The 21,552-nt window shown below is 44.1% G+C and carries 18 protein-coding genes; 6 read left to right on the forward strand and 12 right to left on the reverse strand.

What is annotated here, in order from left to right:
* Nucleotides 1-11 precede the first annotated feature (11 nt).
* Nucleotides 12-944, reverse strand: coding sequence for an electron transfer flavoprotein subunit alpha/FixB family protein (locus M301_RS05245; protein ID WP_013147723.1), 933 nt, complete (start codon nt 942-944; stop codon nt 12-14).
* Complete coding sequence (locus M301_RS05250) at nt 941-1,693, reverse strand: electron transfer flavoprotein subunit beta/FixA family protein (protein ID WP_013147724.1); 753 nt, start codon at nt 1,691-1,693, stop codon at nt 941-943. Before M301_RS05250 ends, M301_RS05245 begins: the two co-directional genes overlap by 4 nt.
* A gap of 114 nt (nt 1,694-1,807) precedes the next feature.
* Here M301_RS05250 and M301_RS05255 point away from each other — a divergent pair, with 114 nt between their 5' ends.
* Both M301_RS05255 and M301_RS05260 read left to right on the forward strand, forming a co-directional pair.
* Nucleotides 1,808-2,734, forward strand: coding sequence for a LysR family transcriptional regulator (locus M301_RS05255; RefSeq protein WP_013147725.1), 927 nt, complete (start codon nt 1,808-1,810; stop codon nt 2,732-2,734).
* A gap of 36 nt (nt 2,735-2,770) precedes the next feature.
* Nucleotides 2,771-4,432: an electron transfer flavoprotein-ubiquinone oxidoreductase gene (locus M301_RS05260; RefSeq protein ID WP_013147726.1), complete on the forward strand. Its 1,662-nt coding sequence runs from the start codon at nt 2,771-2,773 to the stop codon at nt 4,430-4,432.
* 17 nt (nt 4,433-4,449) lie between these two features.
* On the opposite strand, the gene M301_RS05265 is transcribed toward M301_RS05260, so the two are convergent.
* The 4 genes from M301_RS05265 to aptA form a co-directional block, all read right to left on the reverse strand.
* Nucleotides 4,450-5,676 carry an MFS transporter gene (locus M301_RS05265; RefSeq protein ID WP_013147727.1) on the reverse strand — a complete coding sequence of 409 codons (1,227 nt, stop codon included), beginning with the start codon at nt 5,674-5,676 and terminating at the stop codon, nt 4,450-4,452.
* A 5-nt stretch (nt 5,677-5,681) separates the two neighbouring features.
* Nucleotides 5,682-7,034, reverse strand: coding sequence for a glutamine synthetase family protein (locus tag M301_RS05270; RefSeq protein WP_013147728.1), 1,353 nt, complete (start codon nt 7,032-7,034; stop codon nt 5,682-5,684).
* A gap of 43 nt (nt 7,035-7,077) precedes the next feature.
* Nucleotides 7,078-8,580 (reverse strand): CoA-acylating methylmalonate-semialdehyde dehydrogenase, encoded by a 1,503-nt coding sequence (locus M301_RS05275; protein ID WP_013147729.1) that lies wholly within the window; start codon nt 8,578-8,580, stop codon nt 7,078-7,080.
* Between the two features lie 62 nt (nt 8,581-8,642).
* On the reverse strand, nt 8,643-10,055 hold the full coding sequence (aptA, locus tag M301_RS05280; protein ID WP_013147730.1) for an omega-aminotransferase AptA: 1,413 nt from the start codon (nt 10,053-10,055) through the stop codon (nt 8,643-8,645).
* Between the two features lie 168 nt (nt 10,056-10,223).
* Between aptA and M301_RS05285 the strand changes: the two genes are divergently transcribed.
* The 3 genes from M301_RS05285 (at nt 10,224) to tpiA (ending at nt 13,933) form a co-directional block, all read left to right on the forward strand.
* On the forward strand, nt 10,224-10,778 hold the full coding sequence (locus tag M301_RS05285) for a cupin domain-containing protein (protein ID WP_013147731.1): 555 nt from the start codon (nt 10,224-10,226) through the stop codon (nt 10,776-10,778).
* Between the two features lie 116 nt (nt 10,779-10,894).
* Nucleotides 10,895-13,105, forward strand: a complete 2,211-nt coding sequence (locus M301_RS14180; RefSeq protein WP_013147732.1) for a putative bifunctional diguanylate cyclase/phosphodiesterase — start codon at nt 10,895-10,897, stop codon at nt 13,103-13,105.
* 60 nt (nt 13,106-13,165) lie between these two features.
* Entirely contained in the window at nt 13,166-13,933 is a 768-nt protein-coding gene (gene tpiA / locus M301_RS05295) for a triose-phosphate isomerase (RefSeq protein WP_013147733.1), read from the forward strand.
* Nucleotides 13,934-14,004: 71 nt separating this feature from the next.
* On the opposite strand, the gene M301_RS05300 is transcribed toward tpiA, so the two are convergent.
* Genes M301_RS05300 through M301_RS05320 form a run of 5 tightly spaced genes read right to left on the reverse strand, consistent with a single transcriptional unit; the run spans nt 14,005 to nt 19,454 of the window.
* On the reverse strand, nt 14,005-15,438 hold the full coding sequence (locus tag M301_RS05300; RefSeq protein ID WP_013147734.1) for a gamma-aminobutyraldehyde dehydrogenase: 1,434 nt from the start codon (nt 15,436-15,438) through the stop codon (nt 14,005-14,007).
* Nucleotides 15,439-15,472: 34 nt separating this feature from the next.
* Complete coding sequence (locus tag M301_RS05305) at nt 15,473-16,285, reverse strand: ABC transporter permease (protein ID WP_013147735.1); 813 nt, start codon at nt 16,283-16,285, stop codon at nt 15,473-15,475.
* Nucleotides 16,275-17,219: an ABC transporter permease gene (locus tag M301_RS05310; protein ID WP_013147736.1), complete on the reverse strand. Its 945-nt coding sequence runs from the start codon at nt 17,217-17,219 to the stop codon at nt 16,275-16,277. The genes M301_RS05305 and M301_RS05310 overlap by 11 nt, the downstream gene beginning before the upstream one ends.
* A gap of 15 nt (nt 17,220-17,234) precedes the next feature.
* Nucleotides 17,235-18,284, reverse strand: coding sequence for an ABC transporter ATP-binding protein (locus M301_RS05315; protein ID WP_013147737.1), 1,050 nt, complete (start codon nt 18,282-18,284; stop codon nt 17,235-17,237).
* A gap of 9 nt (nt 18,285-18,293) precedes the next feature.
* The gene (locus M301_RS05320; protein ID WP_013147738.1) at nt 18,294-19,454 is read right to left on the reverse strand and encodes an ABC transporter substrate-binding protein; all 1,161 of its coding nucleotides are present in this window, start codon (nt 19,452-19,454) and stop codon (nt 18,294-18,296) included.
* A 546-nt stretch (nt 19,455-20,000) separates the two neighbouring features.
* On the opposite strand from M301_RS05320, the gene M301_RS05325 reads away from it, so the two are divergent.
* Complete coding sequence (locus M301_RS05325; RefSeq protein WP_013147739.1) at nt 20,001-20,876, forward strand: PEP-CTERM sorting domain-containing protein; 876 nt, start codon at nt 20,001-20,003, stop codon at nt 20,874-20,876.
* 66 nt (nt 20,877-20,942) lie between these two features.
* Here M301_RS05325 and M301_RS05330 read toward each other — a convergent pair whose 3' ends face one another.
* Nucleotides 20,943-21,434, reverse strand: coding sequence for a winged helix-turn-helix transcriptional regulator (locus tag M301_RS05330; RefSeq protein ID WP_013147740.1), 492 nt, complete (start codon nt 21,432-21,434; stop codon nt 20,943-20,945).
* Nucleotides 21,435-21,552 lie beyond the last annotated feature (118 nt).

Raw genomic sequence — 21,552 nt, forward strand, 5'->3', positions numbered from 1 at the left:
ATTACGCGTAATTATTGAATAGCCGCAGTGAGTTCGGGGATGACATCGAACAAGTCCGCGACAAGGCCATAGTCTGCTACTTGGAAGATTGGCGCATCAGGGTCTTGATTGATAGCGACTACAATTTTACTATCTCTCATGCCATAGGTATGTTGAATGGCGCCAGACACACCAACTGCAATATACAATTCAGGCGCTACAACAACACCGGTCTGCCCAACTTGAATATCGTTAGGTGCATAGCCTGCATCTACGGCCGCCCGTGTTGCACCCAGTGCGGCGCCTAATTTATAAGCTAATGGTGATAACACTTGTTCAAATTTCTCTGCGCTGCCAAGTGATCTGCCACCAGATACGACAATTTTGGCTGAACCTAAGGCTGGTCGGTCTGATTGGCTGCGAACTTCAGATTTCCAACTAGCTTTTTTAAAAGAAGCTGGTATCTCGGTATTTACTATCTCAGCATTGCCACCCAAACTTGCCGCAGCAAAGTTGCTACCATGTACTGTCAGTAATTGAACAGCATCTGTGCTTTGTATCGTAGTTAATACATTACCTGCGTATATTGAGCGAACGTAAGTATTATCTGCTTTGATTTCCAACACATCAGAAATCATTGCAATATCAAGCATTGCAGCTACACGTGGCAACGCATTTTTACTAAAAGATGAGTGCGCCGCAAGAATAACATCGTAGCCTTCGCTGATTGATACAAGCAAGCTAGCAATATCTTCTGCTAAAGGATGAGCGAGATGATCGGCATTTGCATGCACCACACGTTCAACCCCATCAATAGATGCAGCTTGTTGCGCAACTGCATCAGCATGATTACCAGCAACCAAAACGTGTACTGGCGAGTTCCAAAATTGCGCTGCAGTGACGGCTTGATGCACGGATGGACTTAATTGAAGGTCATCATGTTCGGCTAGAATTAAAATTTTCATACTAAAATCCCTTCATGTGAACGTAGTTTACTGAGAAGCTCTTCAACGCTGTCCACTTTAATACCAGCTTTTCTTACCGCTGGTTCACTTACTTGTATTAACTTAAGGCGTGCATCTAAATTCACACCAAGCTCAGCTGCGTTAATCGTTTCAATTGGTTTTTTTCTGGCCATCATTAAGTTTGGTAGTTTCACAAAACGTGGCTCGTTTAAGCGTAAATCTGCTGTAATCACTGCAGGTAAAGCTAAAGCAAGCGTTTCTGTTCCTCCATCTACCTCACGAGTGACTGTGACCTCATCACCTTCAATTTGCAGGGTGGATGCGAATGTGCCTTGTGGATAATCCAAAAGCGCAGCTAACATTTGCCCAGTTTGACCAGCGTCATCGTCAATGGCTTGCTTGCCAAGAATAATGAGGTTTGGCTCTTCACGTGCAACAATAGATTTTAGTAGTTTAGCAACTGCTAATGGTTGTAAATCAGCGCTGGCCTCTATCAGAATGGCGCGGTCTGCGCCCATTGCTAATGAGTGACGAAGTACGTCTTGATTCGCCGATGTGCCTAGAGAAACAGCAACAACTTCTGTGGCGATGCCTTTTTCTTTTAAGCGTAAAGCCTCCTCAAGCGCATTCTCGTCAAAAGGGTTAATGCCCATTTTGACGCCCTCGATATCCACATCAGAGCCATCTGCTTTGATGCGGACTTTAATGTTGTAATCTACTACTCGTTTGACTGCGACTAATATTTTCATGACAGTTTCCTTTGCAATTGCTGTGCATTTTACAGTAGCGTATAATATATACCAAATGGATTATAAAGATTATATATATCTATTATATAGATATATCAATTAGGCATAAAGCTCATGAAATATAGCTTAAGACAACTTGAGATTTTTGTTGCAATTTGCCGTACAGAGAGCGTGTCGCGGGCATCTGAGGCATTGTCACTTTCACAGTCTGCAACGAGTACTGCACTGAGTGAACTTGAACGGCAATTCGACCTGCAGCTTTTTGATCGTGGCGGTAAATCTCTACGCATCAATGAAACTGGTCAGCAGCTCTTGCCTCGTGCTGTCGAGTTGCTGGATAGAGCGAAAGAAATAGAGAACCTGTTACAGGGACATGCTGGTTTTGGGCACATGAGAATTGGTGCAACATTGACGGTTGGTAATTACTTAGCAACGATTTTGGTTGCCAGATTTCTACAGGAACATTCTGAAAGCCGCATACAGTTAAAGGTGCATAATACCAGTACGATAGTGCAACAAATTGCCAACCATGAATTAGATTTGGGTATGATTGAAGGCGATTGCAATCACCCTGATATTGAGGTTCAGCCTTGGATAGCTGATGAGCTTGTAGTGTTTAGTGCACCTAATCATCCATTGGCTAGCCAGCGTAAAGTGTCATTGGAGCAACTACTCCAAGAAGACTGGATATTACGTGAAAAGGGCTCTGGTACACGTGCAACATTTGATCGCGCTTTTCACAGTTATCACTCTCAGCTAAAAATAAGATTGGAGCTGGAGCATACTGAAGCGATTAAACGCGCTGTAGAATCTGGGCTTGGCATTGGTTGCATTTCACGCTTAGCACTTAAAGATGCTTTTCGCCGCGGCAGCTTGGTACCTATTTCCACGCCCAGTTTGAATTTGAGCCGCTTCTTTTATTTCTTGTGGCATAAACAGAAGTATCAAACAACAGGAATTCGTGAGTTTTTAGATTTGTGTAGGCGCCTAACTGAAGGCGTTGAGCGAAGTGACTTGGTTAATCTGCCAGAAATTGCCTAGCCAGAAATAGATTAAAGAATAACAGAAGGATTAATGATGCAACGTGATGTGATGAATTATGATGTTTTGATTGTAGGCGCTGGCCCGTCTGGGCTTGCTGCGGCAATCAGACTTAAGCAGCTTGCCAATGAAGCTGGCAAAGAATTAAGTGTCTGTGTGCTCGAAAAAGGCGCAGAAGTTGGTGCACATATACTTTCAGGCGCAGTGATAGATCCAATTGCATTGAACGAACTCATCCCAGATTGGAAAGAGCAGGGCGCGCCTCTCAATACTCCAGTTCAAGATGATGAGTTTTTGATACTAAGTGAAACAAAATCTTGGTCAATCCCGCACCGCTTAATGCCACCTTTGATGAACAATCAAGGTAATTACATTGCCAGCTTAGGCGATGTATGTCGATGGCTTGGCGAGCAAGCAGAAGCTTTAGGTGTTGAAATTTACGCTGGTTTTGCTGCACAAGAAATGCTTTATGACGAACAGAATAAAGTCGTCGGCATCATTACTGGCGATATGGGACGAGATGCTACTGGTCAGCCAACTGCACAATTCACAGCGGGTATTGAAATCAGAGCGCCCTATACCTTAATCGCAGAAGGCACGCGCGGCTCACTCACCCGTGAGTTAGAAAGTCATTTTGATTTACGCAAAAATGCATCCCCACAAAAATACGGTTTAGGCTTTAAAGAAGTTTGGCGTATTCCTGCTGAGCAGCATAGTAAAGGCTTGGTTCAGCATAGTTTGGGCTGGCCGTTGAATAAAGACACTGGCGGTGGATCTTTCATTTATCACTATGGTGAACAGTTGGTTTCAGTTGGCTTTGTTGTACATCTGGATTATGCCAACCCACATTTATCGCCTTATGATGAATTCCAGCGCTTCAAGACTCACCCTAAAATGCAAGCGCTACTTAAAGGCGGTAAGCGTTTAAGCTATGGCGCAAGAGCCATTAGCGAGGGAGGCTTGCAGTCTTGGCCTGAACTGGTATTTCCTGGTGGTGCACTGATTGGTTGCAGTGCAGGTATGGTGAATGTGCCACGTATTAAAGGTAGTCATAACGCAATGAAGTCGGGCATGCTAGCAGCTGAAGCGGTATTCGAAGCGCTAAATAATCCAGTGGATAATCACTCAGCACCGCCTTTATTGCTTAACTACACTAAAGCGTTGCAGGACTCATGGGTTTGGCAAGACCTCAACGCTGTACGCAATGTAAAGCCGTTATTATCAAAATTTGGTAGTTGGATAGGGATGGCGTTGGGTGGTTTAGAAATGTGGTTGGCCGCATTTAAGCTACATTTACCATGGACGCATCAGCATGATATAGCTGACCATAGCTGTACTAAACCAGCGGCTGATATGCCGAAAATTAACTATCCTAAACCTGATGGAATTTATAGCTTCGATAAATTAAACTCAATTAGTTTAAGTAATATTGCGCATGATGCTAATCAACCATGTCATCTACATTTACTAGACAATACTGTCCCGATTAGCATCAACCTTGCCAAATATGATGCGCCTGAACAACGCTATTGCCCCGCTGGCGTGTATGAAATAGTCGTTAAGAATGAAGCAAAACATTTGCAGATTAATGCGCAAAACTGCATACACTGCAAAACCTGCGATATTAAAGACCCTACGCAGAACATTGTGTGGGTTCCGCCTGAAGGTGGAAGTGGGCCTAATTACACTGGAATGTAATTGTGAGTGTAGCCATTTTATAAAGGTGAAGCGATATTTTTACGTGATTGCCAAAATAGTACGATTGCAATCATTAATATCACCACCAATTGCTGCCAAAATAAGCTTTTACTGCCAGCATGGCTCACTACAAAGCCTGCTACAAAAGGCCCTGCTGCAGACAAAATCGTATAAATTATAGACACTTGTCTGACGCGATTACTTAAGTTTACTTCTGCATGACTTGCCTCTGTAGCCGTTGCATCAGCCAGCGTTGCCCAAAAAATGCCTAGTGTAAGCAAGCCGCCGCCTACACCGCCTAATATGAACACGGACACGGCTAAATTTAAGAAGCTCTTTTCGAAAATGATAGCAATTAGTACCGCTAAGAATGCGGCAAAAGTGCATAGTTTGGCTGTCCATAATAAGCCTTTGTTGTCCGCTAACCAACCTATCGCAAACTGACAAGTCGTCGCACCAATGCCTAGAATGGTGAGTAACCAGGCTACATCACTGCTGGCTAAGCCAATGTCAGCGCTGTATACGGGTAGAAATGCTAAGATACTGCCTTCCATCCAGCCGCCTAAACCTGCGATTAGCGCACCAAATCCCATCAAAAATGCGATGGTTTGTTTGATAGGTTTGCCTAAATTTAAATGACTGTCGTTGGAATTATTTTCTTGTGAGCTATCTGTCACGGATAAAGTGACCGCGATGAATAGCGGTATGATTGCCAGCATAATGATGGTAGCCGCCATCAAAAACGCAGTTGGTTTGACTGCGCCCACACTCACAATAATCAGCGGCGCTAAGATGGCAGCAATGCTAATCAAGGTTTCGTGTATGCCGATAATTCTGCCGCGCGCATGTGCAGGCGCGAGTCGGTATAGCCAAGTTTCGTTGGCTATCCAACGTAAACCTAAGCCAAAACCGATAGCCGCTGCGGGAATAAGCCACCACTGCCAATCCAGCCAGGGCATTACAGCAAAGCTTAATGCGCTAATGACTAAGCCTAAAATCACCGTGATGCGATAGCCCAAAGCGCGTATGAGTTGACCTGTGACTAAAAGCCCAGCCAACATGCCTAGCCACAGTGCGGAGCTAGTGATACCAATTTGCTCTGGCGTTGCGCCTTTAGTCACTAATGCGATGGGCAGCAAGGTTGTGCCTAGCCCATACTGACCAATCTGCGAAAGCGTAGAAACAGCATTGAGCGCAACTATGCTTAAGTTGCGGCGTTTATCGGATAGTTGTGCAGTGAGCATGCAACTTATACTTGCAAAGCCAAATAGCGTCTATCCCAGCTACTCACTTCGTACATAAAGTGCGCTAGCTCAATCTCTTTAACGTTGCAAAATGCATCTATAAATTCGTTGCCAAACATTTCACGCGCAGATTTGCTTTGCTTAAGCTGCGTGATGGCACTTTCTAAGCCAATAGCAATTTCACGTGGAAATTCATAACCATCTTTATCATCCACGGGTGCGGTAGGCTTCAGTTTTTCTTGCATTCCACGTAAGCCGCAAGCAAGCGAAGTGGCCATTGCTAAATATGGGTTGGCATCACTACCTGCGAAGCGATTTTCAACGCGACGCGCTGCAGCCACAGAGTGTGGAACGCGTAGGCCAATAGTGCGGTTATCGTGCCCCCATTGCAGGTTAACCGGTGCTTGCGTGCCAAGCGCATAGCGGCGCCACGAATTAAAATAAGGTGCCATCAATGGCATTAAATCTGCCATGTAGTTTTGTAGACCTGCAATATAGGCGTAAAACTCTGGTGTGGCGTTTCCTATGTTGTTACTAGTGGCATCGCTAAAAATATTGTTACCTTTAGCGTCAACAATACTTTGGTGTAAATGCATAGAGCTGCCGTCGTAATCAGCTAAAGGTTTCGCCATAAACACCGCATTTAAGCCATGTTGAGCGGCAATCTCACGCAAGGTATGCTTAAACAGCACCACATCATCGGCAAGTTTAAGCGCATTACCATGCAGCAGATTAATTTCAAATTGATTTGGTGCCATTTCATGCAGCCAAGTATCGGTACGGATTTCCAGTGCATCAAAAGCGGCTTGTAGTGCCTGCCAAAAGTCGCGCATTTCAGCAGTAGAGTTGAGGCTATAGGCCATTTGACGCTCTAGTTCTATGCTGCCACCACGCATAGCAGGTGGAGTGAAACCAGCCGCTTCTTGTCCGTCACGTTTAAATAGATAAAACTCAATTTCTGGCGCGACTACAGGCTGTAAACCAAGTGTTTGATATTGCGCTAAAACTTTTTTAAGCACATTGCGCGGTGCGTGTTCTGACGGACTACCATCAAAATTCATGCAGTCATGCAGCACCCAAGCACGCTGTGGCTGCCATGGCAGTATTTTAAATGTACTGTAATCTGGCTTAAGTATGGTGTCGTTATCTGTCGCACCAATCACATGGTCATCGCAATACTCGCCATTAATAGTTTGTAAAATCACCGCTCTGGCGATGCGTAATTCTTTGCCTTCTGCAAAGTCATGAGCGCGCATCAGCTTGCCACGTAGTGTGGCGTTGATCGTAGGGAACAGGCACTCTACTTCGGTGATTTTATTTTTCTTAATTAATTCAGCAACGTGCTTTAACGATGACATATTTTTATCTTATGAATTTATCTTGTGAGTTGATTGAGTGTTTTTACTTCATCGTCGGCATAACAAATTCAGAGCCTGTACTTTTAGCGGCAGAAGGCCAGCGAGAAGTGGTGGTTTTTAAGCGTGTGTAAAAGCGCATACCTTCAGTACCATAGATGTGATGGTCACCAAATAATGAGCGTTTCCAGCCACCAAAGCTATGGAAAGCAATTGGCACAGGAATCGCCACATTCACGCCAACCATGCCCGCTTGTACGCGACTAGTGAACTCACGTGCGACTTCACCGTCACGCGTGAAAATTGCCGTGCCGTTGCCAAATTCATGATCATTAACTAATTGCAATGCTTCTTCAAACGTTTCTGCACGCACTACACATAATACTGGACCAAAAATTTCTTCTTTATAAATGCGCATGTCTTTGGTGACATTATCGAATAAGCATGGTGCCAAAAAGAAGCCTTGTTCATGACCTGCATGGCTATAGCCGCGACCATCGATGACTAGATTTGCACCTTCTGCCACACCTAAATCAACATATTCTTTCACCTTGGCAAGGTGCTGTGGTGTTACTAATGGACCCATATCTGCTTTTTCATTCAAGCCTTGGTCTATCACGATAGTTTTCACTTTTTCTTTTAGTTTTTCGACTAATTTATCAGCAATATTGCCAACTGTCACGGCAACAGAAATCGCCATGCAACGCTCACCAGCAGAGCCGTAACCTGCGCCAATCAGTGCATCTGCCACTTGGTCTAAATCCGCGTCTGGCATCACCACTAAGTGGTTTTTGGCACCACCTAAAGCTTGCACGCGTTTGCCATTTTTAGTGCCAGTGCTGTAAATATATTCAGCAATTGGTGTTGAACCTACAAAGCTAATAGCTTGAATGCGCTTATCTGTGAGTAATACATCAACCGCTTCTTTATCGCCATTCACTAAGTTAAATACTCCTGCTGGCAAACCGGCTTCAGCAAGTAAATCCGCAATCATCAAGCTTGCACTTGGCGTTTTTTCTGATGGTTTTAGTACAAATGTGTTGCCAGTCGCTAATGCCATGGGAATCATCCATAGCGGTACCATAATAGGGAAGTTAAATGGCGTAATGCCAGCAACAACGCCCAGTGGCTGGTGCATGCTGTAAGTATCTATGCCCGTGCCAACTTGCTCGTTAAAGTCACCTTTGAGTAAATGTGGCATGCCACAAGAGAATTCCACTACTTCAATGCCACGCGTCACTTCACCGCGTGCATCACTAATCGTTTTTCCATGTTCAAGTGAAATCGCTTTAGCTAAATCGTTGGCATGTTCATCAAGTAAGGCTTTGAACTTAAACACGATGCGTGCGCGTCTGAGTGCTGGCATGGCAGCCCAAGCTGGGAATGCGGCCTGTGCTGCAGTAATCGCGGCTTCAGTTTCCGCTACGCTTGCGTTACTTAATTTTGCTTGGACTTCACCTGTTGCTGGGTTGTAAACGTCACTTAATCTGCCGCTAGCACCAGCGATGTGCTGACCGTTGATATAGTGTCCGATAGTTTTTATACTCATTTTTGTGATTCCATTTTATATATTGTATTTACTAGTAAGTCGGTCTTAATCGACCTACAGCTTTAGAGCGACTGCTGCATCGCCCAAACTTGTTCATTTTTAAGATAGTTGCTGGCATCTAGGCCAACTTCACCAGCGGCGGCTACGCTTTTGATTGCATCTGCAAGCGTGTTGAAAATGCGATCGATTTCATGCTTCTCTATGGTTAAAGGCGGTGAAATTGCGATGATGTCACCTGTAAAACGCACATGTATGCCCATTTCAAAACACTTTAAATAAGTAGCAAAAGCCATGGCACCTGCTTTACCTGCGATTACCTCGAATTCAATCCCTGCGACTAACCCAATATTGCGAATATCTTTCACCATCGGCAAGCCTTTTAGGCTGTGTGCAGCTTGTTCAAAATAGGCGCTTAAACCTGCTGCGCGGTCTTCTAACCTTTCAGCTGCAAAAATATTCAATGTAGCAATGGCAGCGGCGCAAGCAATTGGAATCGCGCTATAAGTATAACCATGTGGTAATTCGATTGCGCCTGCTGGCGATTTTTCCATAAATGCATCGTAAATCTCACGTTTTACGGCGACTGCACCCATAGGTACAACGCCATTGGTGAGGCCTTTCGCGCAGGTAATAATGTCTGGAATCACGTCAAAATAGTCGGCGCCAAACTTAGTGCCAAGTCGCCCGAAGCCTGTAATCACTTCATCAAAAATGAGCAAAATTCCGTATTGAGTGCATATTTCACGTAAACGTTTTAAGTAACCTGCTGGCGGCACCACTACGCCAGCGGAGCCTTGCATGGGTTCTACAATCAGCGCGGCAATCGTCGATGGATCATGCAGCGTGAGTATGCGTTGCTCAAATTCATTCGCCAGCGCCACACCGCCATCGGCAGGCACGCCTTTGGTGAATGCATTTTTTGCAATATCTAATGGATTGCGAATATGGTCAACCCCAGCTAAGCCGTTGCCAAAAGCTTTACGATTACCGGCAATGCCGCCCACTGCGATGCCACCAAAATTCACGCCGTGATAACCACGCTCACGACCAATCAATTTATTGCGCAAAGGGTTACCACATACACGGTGGTAAGCCAGTGCGATTTTAAGGGCTGTATCAGCCGATTCTGAACCTGAGTTCGTAAAGAATATACGGTCTAAGCCTTCTGGCATGTAGGCTGCGACACGCTCGGCAGCTTCAAAAGCCAATGGATGGCTGGATTGAAACGCAGGTGCATAATCCAGTGTTAATAACTGGTTGCCTACTGCTGTGGCAATTTCAGTACGGCCATGCCCAGCTGGCACGCACCACAAACCGGCTGTGCCATCAAGAATTTGCCTGTCGTCTATGGACGTGAAGTAATTGCCTTTAGCCGCTTTAAAGAGTCGTGGCATGCTTCTAAATTGTCGGTTCGCAGTGAATGGCATCCAGTAGTTAGACATGTTGGGCAATTTAATTGGGCTACTTTGAGACATGATGATTTTTCTAAAAACTTAAATATGGTGAGTATCTTCAGATGTTTAGTAAACTGTGTCAATGCTGGTTTTTAATAAAATTAAGCAATTGATTTTATTGGTTTTAATTATTTTAGTTATATTGTATATTTAACACTTTAAACACGTTAAAATTTAAGAGGTCAGTATATGGAGTTAGATTTAGGCGCAAGGCTAAAAATTGTTCGTTTGCGGCATCAACTCTCGCAGCGTGCTTTGGCGAAAAAAGCTGGGGTTGCCAACGCGACAATCTCATTGATTGAATCTGGTAATACTAGTCCATCAGTGAGCGCGCTAAAGCGCATACTTGCAGGCATTCCAATGACGTTAGCTGAGTTCTTTTCTGATGAACTGCCAAATATGCAAAGTGAAGTGTTTTACCGCGCTGAATCACTGACAGAAATTAGTGGTGGCGAAGGTATTTCATATCGACAAATTGGTTCAGCAAAAGCTGGTCATATGTTGCAAATTCTTTATGAAACCTATGAAGTGGGCGCGGATACTGGCTTAAATATGCTGCAACATGAAGGTGAAGAGGGTGGAGTGATATTATCAGGTCGACTGGAGGTCACCGTGGGTGAATCCACGCGGGTGTTAGGCGTTGGCGATGCTTATTATTTTAATAGCAATATGCCGCATCGCTTCAGAAATGCAGGTTCTCAGCCATGTACTTTGGTGAGCTCTTGCAGTCCACCAACGTTTTAATGAAACAATTTAATATTTATTTACATTAAAAACCAAAGTTAAGTTTTTGCTTGATAAGCACAATGGGCTAGAATGAATCTAATGCTGATTGAGTTTGGAAAAATGAGTATAAGTACATGCAATTTAAGCTAAGTATTCCTACTATTGGGCAAGCCAAGTCCTTTCTAGCTCAAGCTGGTGTCATTGGGTTTGTCTATTTCATCACCGCCTATTTAGGCACATTTATCACCCCATATATTGATGCAATCTCATTTTTTGAATTGCCGGCTATCGCGCTAGCTGCTGCGCTTGCCGTGCGCTATGGCTGGACTGGTATTTTAGGTTGCGTGTTAGGTTCATTGCTGTTTCACTTGCTTAAAATGCCTTGGCAACTCGCTGCTGCTTTGGCGATTGGCAGCGGCATCGCGTCATTTATATTCAACTACCTTTTAAGACTGTTTCATCCATCAGCAGTGACGATTAATCAAGTGTCCACTGTGGCTACTTTCGCTTTTATTGCAGCACCTATTGCAAGTGCAGTGCATGCCATTATTTCAATATTGAGTATGAAGTGGCTAGGCTTTACGTCTTTGGATTCGATGGCGCAGACGGTGTTGACATGGTGGTTTAGTGAGTTGTTGCTTGCTTATCTCACCGTACCATTACTACTTTCAATATTCGCATCTCAAAAAGTTAACTTCCAATTACAAGAAAAACTTGAAATGGGCACAGCATTTGTCGCTATGGTCATTGTTTCTTGGCTAACCTTGAAGTATGGCCAGATGCTGGCATCATCAGAGATTATCATTTTTGTGTTGTTAGCCTTTGTACTATTGGCGGCACTTAGATTTAAAACGATTGTTACGCATGCGGCTATTTTTATTGCGGCACTCATTGCTTTTACCTCACTTATTTTTAACGTTGAGCACATCCATTCTGAATTGTATTCGCATGCGGCATTTACGCTTAAAGTTGGTCTTATTCCTATGGCTTTGGGTGGCTTGTTTGTGGCCTCGGCGTTCTCTGAGCGCCATAATGCAGAAGCTGAACTCAATAAGTTAGCGAATCATGACCCGCTTACTTCATTGCCAAATCGTACTTATTTTCAACAATTTTTAACGCATAGCCTTGCGCAAGCTTATCGGCAAAAACAACAGGTCTACTTATTATTTATTGATTTAGATCGCTTTAAGAAAATTAACGATTCAGAAGGGCATGAGTTGGGCGATGCCGTCCTTAGACTCATAGCTAGGCGTTTGAATGAAATTTTGCGGGCTGACGACTTTGTTGCGCGTTTAGGTGGTGATGAGTTTGCTGTCGTGTACACACATCCCCCAGTGAATAATGCCGCTAGCAATTTAGCCAGAAAAATCATCGGCATCGTCTCTGAGTCATTTGAGCTAGAGGGCAGGCGTTACAGTGTTGGTGCGAGTATTGGTATTAGTGTCTATCCTAACGATGCGACTGATGCGCATGCTTTGCTTCGACATGCTGATTTGGCCATGTACCAAGCAAAAAGCAAACGTAGTGGTTTTGAATATTTTAGTGAAGAAATGAATGTCTTCGCACATGAGCAGCTAGAGATAGAAAATGGTTTGCGGCAAGCCCTAGAAAAGGGTGAGTTGCTCTTGATGTATCAACCTAAAGTTGATTTACGCACCAATCAAGTCGTTGGTTTAGAGGCACTAGTGCGCTGGCTAACCAATGCAGGTGTGCTGACTAGCCCCGATAAGTTTATTCCGATAGCTGAAGAAACTGGCCTCATTGTGCCAATTGGACGTTTTGTTATCCGTGAAGCTTGTGAGCAGTGGGTGAGATGGCATGAGGCACGGCTTAACCCACCGCCTGTCGCGGTGAATATCTCGCCACGACAATTTAGTGACTTGTCATTAATTGCGGATATCTTAGAAATCATCAAAACTACAGGTATGAATCCTGCTATGCTGAACGTAGAGATTACCGAAAGTGCAACGATGGATGATCCTGAAATGACCATGGAGATTTTGGCGGAAATGCGCGCGCTTAATCTGCATCTATATATCGATGATTTTGGTACAGGGCATTCAAATCTTGGTCAGCTAAGACGCTTGCCAATCGATGCGGTTAAAATCGATAAGAGTTTTATTAACGACGTATTAACCAATAATGACGATGCAGAAATTGTGACTGCGATTATTAATTTGGCACATGCTTTAAAAATTCGGGTAGTGAGTGAAGGCATAGAAACAAAAGCTCAACTGGCGTTCTTGCGGGAGTTAGGCTGTGATGAAATACAAGGTTTTCTCGTGAGTAAGCCAGTTTCGCATAGTCAAGTTGAGACATTTTTTAATAAGACAATAAAGCTTTGATGTTGCTTGCGCATCGGCCAGAAATTTTTTTGAGAACTTAAATGAAACGTAAGACTTTAAATGAGACGTAAGCTGGTTGTTGCAAACCGAAAAATGAATGGTTCTTTATCCAGTAACAAAGCCTTTTTAGAGGGTTTGTTAGCTGGTACTCATGATTATCCGAATGCAGATTATTCGGTATGCATGCCGCATCCCTATTTATTTCAAGCTGAAGCAATGCTAAAAGGCAGCCCTATAACATGGGGTGGTCAGAATATGAGTCGTTATGAGTCTGGTGCTTATACAGGCTCTGTTTCGCCAGGCATGATAAAAGAGTTTGGCTGCGAATACGTGATTATCGGTCATTCAGAGCGTCGCCAGCGCGGTCATGATACTGACCATTCTATAGGGGAACGTTTTGAAGTAGCGACTAAAGTAGGTTTAAAGCCTATTTTCTGCATGGGTGAAACCTTAGAAGAATATGAAGAGGGCATTACAGACGTCGTGACTATACGGCAGCTCAATGCGGTGATTGCAGAGATTGGCGTTAAAGGATTAGCGAATGGCGTACTCGCTTACGAGCCTGTCTGGGCGATCGGTACGGGCAAAGCCGCGTCGCCAGAACATGCGCAAAATATTCTAAGTTTTTTGCGTGGGCATATCGAATTGCTAGATGCTGACATCGCAGAAAGTATTCGCATTCTCTATGGCGGAAGCGTGAAGGCAGATAATGCCGCCAAGCTATTTTCTATGCCTGACATCGATGGTGGTTTGGTAGGCGGCGCCTCGCTCAATACCGATGAGTTTGTCGCAATATGCCAAGCTGCAAGCAATGCTTATAAAAACTAGTGTTTAGTGCTTAATATCTATAATTTTTACAAGCTTTGCTGGCAATTTAACTTTTTTTATAACCTAAATTTTTATAGTTTAATCATGACATGTCGCACGCTGCTGTAATCTTCAATCGCGTACATCGACATATCTTTACCATACCCTGATTTTTTCATACCACCATGTGGCATTTCAGAAACCAGCATGAAATGTGTGTTAACCCAAGTGCAGCCGTACTGTAATTCAGCTGAAACGCGCATGGCACGTGAGATGTCGCTAGTCCATACAGAGCTTGCTAGCCCGTATTCTGAATCATTTGCCCAGCCTACAACTTGCTCTTCATCATCAAAGCGAGTCACTGAAACCACTGGGCCGAATACCTCTTTGCAGACAATTTCATCGGTTTGCAAAGCGCCAGCCACAATGGTGGGTTGGTAAAAAAAGCCACGACCGTCACGCGCTGCGCCACCAGTCGTAATTTCAATATGGTTTTGTGCGGCAGCGCGCCCCACAAAACCTGCCACACGGTCGCGTTGTCTAGCAGAAATCAAAGGCCCCATCTCAACGCCAGAGTCTTTCTGCTCACCAACTTTAATACTTGCAGCAGCTGAAGATAAATCGGCGACTAATTTATCGTAGATTTTCTTGCCTGCATAAATGCGGCAGGCGGCGGTGCAGTCTTGCCCCGCGTTGTAAAAACCAAATGTGCGCACGCCTTCCACCACTGCGGCAATGTCAGCGTCATCAAACACAATCACAGGCGCTTTTCCGCCCAATTCTAGGTGAGTACGTTTCACGCTTTTTGCAGCCACTTCCATGATTTTTTGACCAGTTGAAATGTCGCCAGTAATTGAGATCATCTGTACTTGCGGCTGAGAAATCATAGGCGCGCCAACAGACTCACCGCGACCATTTAAAATATTCACCACACCTGCTGGAAAAATCTCAGCGATTAACTCTGCAAGTTTTAATGTAGTCAGTGGCGTCATTTCTGATGGTTTAAGAACCACAGTATTACCAGCGGCTAATGCAGGACCTAGTTTCCATGCTGCCATCATCAGTGGATAATTCCACGGCGCGATTGAAGCCACAACGCCAAGAGGATCACGACGGATCATGCTGGTATGGCCTGCTAAATATTCGCCAGCTAATGAGCCCGTCATGTTGCGTACAGCACCTGCAAAGAAGCGGAACACGTCAGCAACGGCAGGCATCTCATCATTCAAAGCTGCCAAATAAGGCTTACCACAATTCATCGATTCAAGTTCAGCAAAACCTTCTGCGTTAGATTCAATGGCGTCTGCAAGTTTAAGCAGCATGGTTGAGCGATCGCGCGGCGTGGTTTTTTTCCAGCTAGAAAAAGCGCTGGCAGCAGCAGAAACCGCTTGTTGAATTTGTGCCAAAGAAGCTTCTGCAACTTGTGTTATTTCTACTTCTGTCGCTGGATTAAGCACGCTGATTAATGCGCCTTCACCTTTAACAAACTTACCGTTGATGAGTAATTGAGTTTGAAAATTTTGCATGTTTGCTCCTCTATAAAATCGTATTTTATTAATTTTAACGGCTACTGCCCGCGATGCTTTCTGTACCACGTGTTAAATAATATGCAGCAATAATTGGTATTGCAGTTACAAGCATGACCATCATTGCAACAACGTTGGTGATAGCCGCATCACGCGGTCTAGACAGTTGGTTGAGTAACCAAATAGGTAGTGTGATTTCATGCCCAGCGGTGAAAATGGTCACAATCAGCTCATCAAATGAAAGCGCAAACGCCAGCAAAGCACCAGCTAATAAGGCGGTAGCAAGTTGCGGTAAGATGATAAATCTAAATGTGGTGAACCCATCTGCCCCTAAATCCATAGAAGCTTCAATCAGGTTATGCGGCATGCGCCTAAAACGTGCGACCACATTGTTATAAATCATCACCACACAGAATGTAGCATGGCTAACGACGATGGTTAAAAAGCCTGGTGTAATGTCTAGGATATTCATTGCAGATAGGAGTGCGATACCTGTGATGATGCCGGGGAGCGCGATAGGCAAAATCAGCATGGTCGTAATCGCCTCTTTGCCAAAAAAGTTACGTCTATAGAGCGCTGCAGCAGTCATGGTGCCCATAATGATTGCCAGTGAAGTTGCGAATGCCGCCACTTTGAGCGATAAAGCAATCGCAGACATAACATCTTCACGTGCAAAAGCAACATGAAACCAGTGCAAGGTAAAGTGAGTATGGCTTCCATCGCTTGCTAGAAAGGCATTGATGACGATGACAACAATCGGAAAATGTAAAAATACCAAGCCGCCATAAGCTAGCGTTTTTAGCCAAATTGGTGCGCTTGGTTGGTTTTGCTTGTTTTTAAAGAGCATCAAATGCTCCAGTACGTTTGGCAAGTGATAAGTAAATGAAAATGAGTGTAATCGGTACCACCGTAAATGCTGCAGCCAGCGGCATATTGCCTACTGAGCCTTGCATCGTGTACACCATGGTGCCGATATATAAACCGCTAGGGCCTATTAGTTGCGGAATAATGTAATCACCCAATGTGAGTGAGAAAGTAAAAATTGAGCCTGCCACTACTCCGGGAAAGACCAATGGCAATAGCACGCGGCGAAAGGTTTGTGCAGGTTTTGCGCCAAGATCGGCAGAGGCTTGCAGCAAGTTGGTAGGCACGCGCTCAAGTGCCGCTTGTATAGGCAAAATCATAAATGGCAGCCAAATGTAGGTGAAAACGATAAAGCGTCCAAGGTTTGAAGTTGCTAACGTATTGCCACCAATAGCTGGTATTTGTAATACATGGTTAAGCGCATTATGTAAGCCTAAGTGATTGATGCACCAGTACAAAATTCCTTGTTGAGATAAAATCACTGTCCACGCATAGGTTTTAACGATGTAGCTTGCCCACATCGGCAACATTACAGCAATATAGAAAAAACCTTTTTCAGCTCGGCTACCATAGCGCGTCATGTAATATGCAATGGGGAAGCCAATTAATGCGGTTGCGAGTGTCACCGCAACCGCCATAGAGAGTGTGCGCAGAATAATGTCAAAGTTAGTGGCATCGAAAAGACTGCGATAGTTTTCAAGTGTTAAATCATTTGAAACAGCCATGCTGAAACTATCAAACGTATAAAAACTTTGCCACAATAAAGCGAATAATGAACCTAAGTAAACCACTCCAAACCATAGTAGTGGCGGGGTGAGCAGCAAAAATAGAAAGAGATTATTTTTACGGTAAAGCGTGTTACTGAACTTCCGTCCAAATGGCTTTGAAGTATCTGCATTGATGATAGACGATTGCATGATGGCGGTGCGACACTAGCTAGCTTGATTTTCCAGCATTACCATGCGACTTTTTGACCAGCATAGGTTCAACTTCTGGTTGATTTGAGGTAGTTCAGCCTCAGATAGCTCAGTGTTGGAAAGTACCATGAACAACATCTGGTTGCCAACGCTTACCTCGACCTTGCTGGTAGCGCCATGGTATTGAATGTCAACCACTTCACCTGCTACTTTGATGATGTCATTTTGCTTATTATTGAACTCATTAGTACCTAGCTTGATGTGTTCAGGACGTATCGAAAATGACTGGTTTTGACCTGTAAGCTGTTGAGCCAAAGCACTCTTAATCACATTTGAAGTGCCAACAAAGTCTGCGACAAAGCTGGTTTTAGGGCTCATATACAGATTGCGTGGAGTATCAACTTGCTCGATTTTCCCACGATTAAACACTGCCACGCGGTCAGACATGGATAAGGCCTCGCTTTGGTCATGAGTGACATAAATGAACGTGATGCCAAGTTTCTTATGTAGTGTTTTGAGTTCCAACTGCATTTGCTCGCGCAGCTTTAAATCCAAGGCACCAAGCGGCTCATCCAGCAATAAAACGCGAGGTTTGTTCACCAATGCACGCGCCAATGCGACACGCTGACGCTGACCACCTGATAACTCACCAGGTTTACGTTTGCCATATTCAGCCAAGGCGACTTGCTCTAATGCTTGCTCTGCGAGCTTGTAGCATTCTGGCTTGGCGATGCCTTTCACGCGAAGACCATAAGCAACGTTATCTAGCACGTTCATATGTGGAAACAGCGCGTAATCTTGAAAAACGGTATTTACTTCGCGTTCATATGGGGGTGTTCCTGCTGCCTCTTTGCCGAAAATTTTAATGCTACCCATGCTTGGCTGCTCAAAGCCGGCAATGAGTCGCAAACAAGTGGTTTTGCCAGAACCACTTGGACCGAGCATAGAAAAGAATTCGCCCTCTGCGACAGCAATTGAAACGTCATCAACCGCACGAACATCACCATAGTGCCGACTGACGGTAGAAAACTCTACGGCAGTAAGCGCATTTGAAGTAGCAACCATGAGCTACAACTATCTGCCGCCCATGATGGCAATATAGTCGGACGTCCAGCGGCTATAGGGCACACAGCCTTCTTTGAGCGAGCATTTGGCTTGCGGCGTTCTCCAGAATTTAATTTCCGCATAACGGCTAAATCCGTTATCGCCACAGAAGTCGCTACCACCCGGTGCTTTGGTTTTACATGCAGTTGGCACCACAGGGTTTGAGCCGAACCATTCAGCCACGCCCACTTGCGTTGCTGGCGCTAGTGAATGTTCTAGCCACTTGTAGGCACAGTTTGGGTGTTTTGCTTTAGTGGCTAACATCGTTGTATCTGCCCAGCCAGTAGCGCCTTCAGTTGGAATCACCGAGGCAATAGGCTGTTTTTCTGTTTTTAACGCATTCACCTGATATGGCCATGCGCCAGAGGCGACTACACCTTCTTTTTTGAAGTCGGTCATTTGCACGGTCACATCATGCCAATATCGATGTGTAAGGGTCTTTTGCTGGCGCAGCAGCTTTAATACTGCGGCATATTGTTTTTCGTTCAATTCGTATGGATCTTTAATACCAAGAGAGGGGTCTTTTTTCATCAAATATAGCGCTGCATCAGCAATATAAATTGGCCCATCATAGGCTTGAATACGACCTTTATTTGGTTTGCCGTCTGGTAGATTTTGCGGCTCGAATACCGTACCCCAAGAGGTAGGGGCTGTTTTGAAAGTGGTTGTGTTGTACATCAATACATTCGGGCCCCATTGATAAGGTACGCCGTAATGTTTGCCACCAACAGTGTGCCATGGGGCATTCTGTAATCGACTATCAACAGTAGCCCAAGAGGGCACTAATGCGGTATTGATAGGTTGAACTTTTTTACCGGCCACTAACCTTAAACTAGCATCGCCAGAAGCAGTGACTAAGTCATAACCACCTTTATTCATCAGTGAAACCATTTCGTCTGAGGTGCCTGCGGTTTTCACATTAACCTTGCAGCCAGTCTCTTTCTCAAAGCCTGTTACCCAGTCATAGTTTTTATCAGATTCGCCACGTTCGATGTATCCAGGCCAAGCAATGACATCTAATTGACCTTCACCTTGTCCGACTTTTGTATTTGTAGAAGATTCAGCCTGCGCATGACTAATACTGGCGGCTAATACGGCAATTAAGACTTGTTTCATTTTGTTCGATGTCATTTTTGAATTCCCTTTTCACATGATTAACTGAAAGTATCAAAACTAAGACGCAAAATATGTATTTCTAAAGCATTAAATTCAGCGCATTTAGAGAAGATAAGAAATTACCACCTGTACAACAAATCCAGTACTACAAATATTATTCGATAATCTTCCTAATTTGGTGCTGTTTCAAGAGCCATTTAAAGTAATTTGTAGGAGCCACTTTGTACCGCTCAAAAGGTTTTTTTTGGTTCACGCTGATAAATATTACACCTGTCAGCATCACTAGTGAACCGATTAATTACAACAGTGAAATACGTTCCTTTATCAATTCAAATATTAAATAAAGTATAGATATTTAGTGGATAGAGCCTATCAGTGAATTGCTCGTTATGCACACGATAAGAAGTTAAGTGTATAGCGGTAATGTGGCCATAATGTTGCATGAGTCGACTGAGTTAGTACTCCCAAATTGGTAATTGACCGAATATTCGATAAGCTTAAACTTAGTCTCGTTATGATTTCAAATAACTATCAATAATAGTGTTACTGAGGAGGTGTTAGATGACTTTAGCGAGTAGAGCAATACGTGCTTTGGTGTTAATCATGTTAGGTGGCGCAGCATGCTCAGCGAATGCTGATGTTGGTTCTTATAAAGTGGGAGGTGCCACAAGCTCGATTATATCTGACAGCGGCAGCTGGTCTTGGGACGGGTCATATCTAAGTGGATTCCGTAGTGCCCTCGAAAATCCAAGCAATTTTGGGCCAGCAGGTATTGTAAACCGAACAATTGAAACCGTTAATCTTTCAACGGTTGATTCTACTAGCTTAGCTGGTGTGAATATGTTCGTAGGCACATGGGTTTCAGATTCCCAAGCGGCGCCTATCAGTGCCTCAGTATCAAACTTCTTTCTGAATGGTGGAGACTTGTTTCTATTACAAGATGACTCATCGCATGATGCATTAGGGGCCAATTTAGGTTTAAGCACCACGGCTAGTGATGGGTCCGTATCAAATGGAGGTGCGCCCTTGTTTGATGGCCCATTCGGTATAGCGCATGATGTAAGGCAGTTTTACAATGTCGGGCAACTCGATAGCGCTGCAATCTTTGCACATAATGGACACATAGGCGGCACAAATGCCAGTGGTCAAATTACATCTGCTTATTGGAGCGCAGGCGAATACGCAGCAGGTGCAGGTGCATTATTTATTATTGCTGACATTGACATGATTTCAACCACAACCGCTTGTGGAGAGCCGTTAGGCTGCGGTGCGTTTTACTCTCCATTGAATGACAACGGCATATATGCATTGAATACTTTTTCTTATTTGCAAAGTAATGGCGGTAATCCACCACCAGTGCCTGAACCTGAAACCTATGCGATGCTTTTAGCTGGTTTAGCGTTAATTAGTTACATTGCAAAACGTAAGCAGGCGTAATTAATCAGTCTTCTGAAGCAAGGCATCATAGGAGATGCCTTGTTTAATGCCAGCTTATTTTGGAGGCTAAACTTCCACTAACGGCAGCGCAAATCCTTCTTTTACTTCTTCCATCACAATATAGCTTCTAGACTCTTGTGCGCCTGGCAGCGTGAGTAATATGTCGCCTAGCAAGGTTCGATAATCTGCCATTTGTGCAATGCGCGCCTTGATTAAATAATCAAAATCTCCTGACACTAGGTGACATTCCAGCACACTAGGTAGTTTGAGAATTTCTTGTTTGAACTTACCGAAAATTGCACCTGATTTGGTGGAAAGTTTTAATTCGACAAATACCAGTAAGCCTAGTCCTAGCGAGTGTGGGTCTAGCCTAGCGTGGTAACCTAGAATCACGCCTTCTTTTTCTAACGTTTTGACACGTTCACCGCATGGCGTCACCGAGAGGCCGACGCGTTCTGCAAGTTCTGTAATCGGGATACGAGCATTTTCTTGCAACACGGACAGTATTTTTAAGTCTATACGATCAAGCTCACGAACAGCATGGGTGCGAATTCGCATGATTTATTCCTTAATAAATAATATAAAACTATGATAATCCATAAATTTGGAGATTAATTTTATTTAAATGAAAAAATTAAGTTAAATTAACTTTTAAATTATCATTATTTAGATAAGT

The organism is Methylotenera versatilis 301 (genome assembly GCF_000093025.1).
GTDB classification, from domain to species: Bacteria; Pseudomonadota; Gammaproteobacteria; order Burkholderiales; family Methylophilaceae; genus Methylotenera; species Methylotenera versatilis.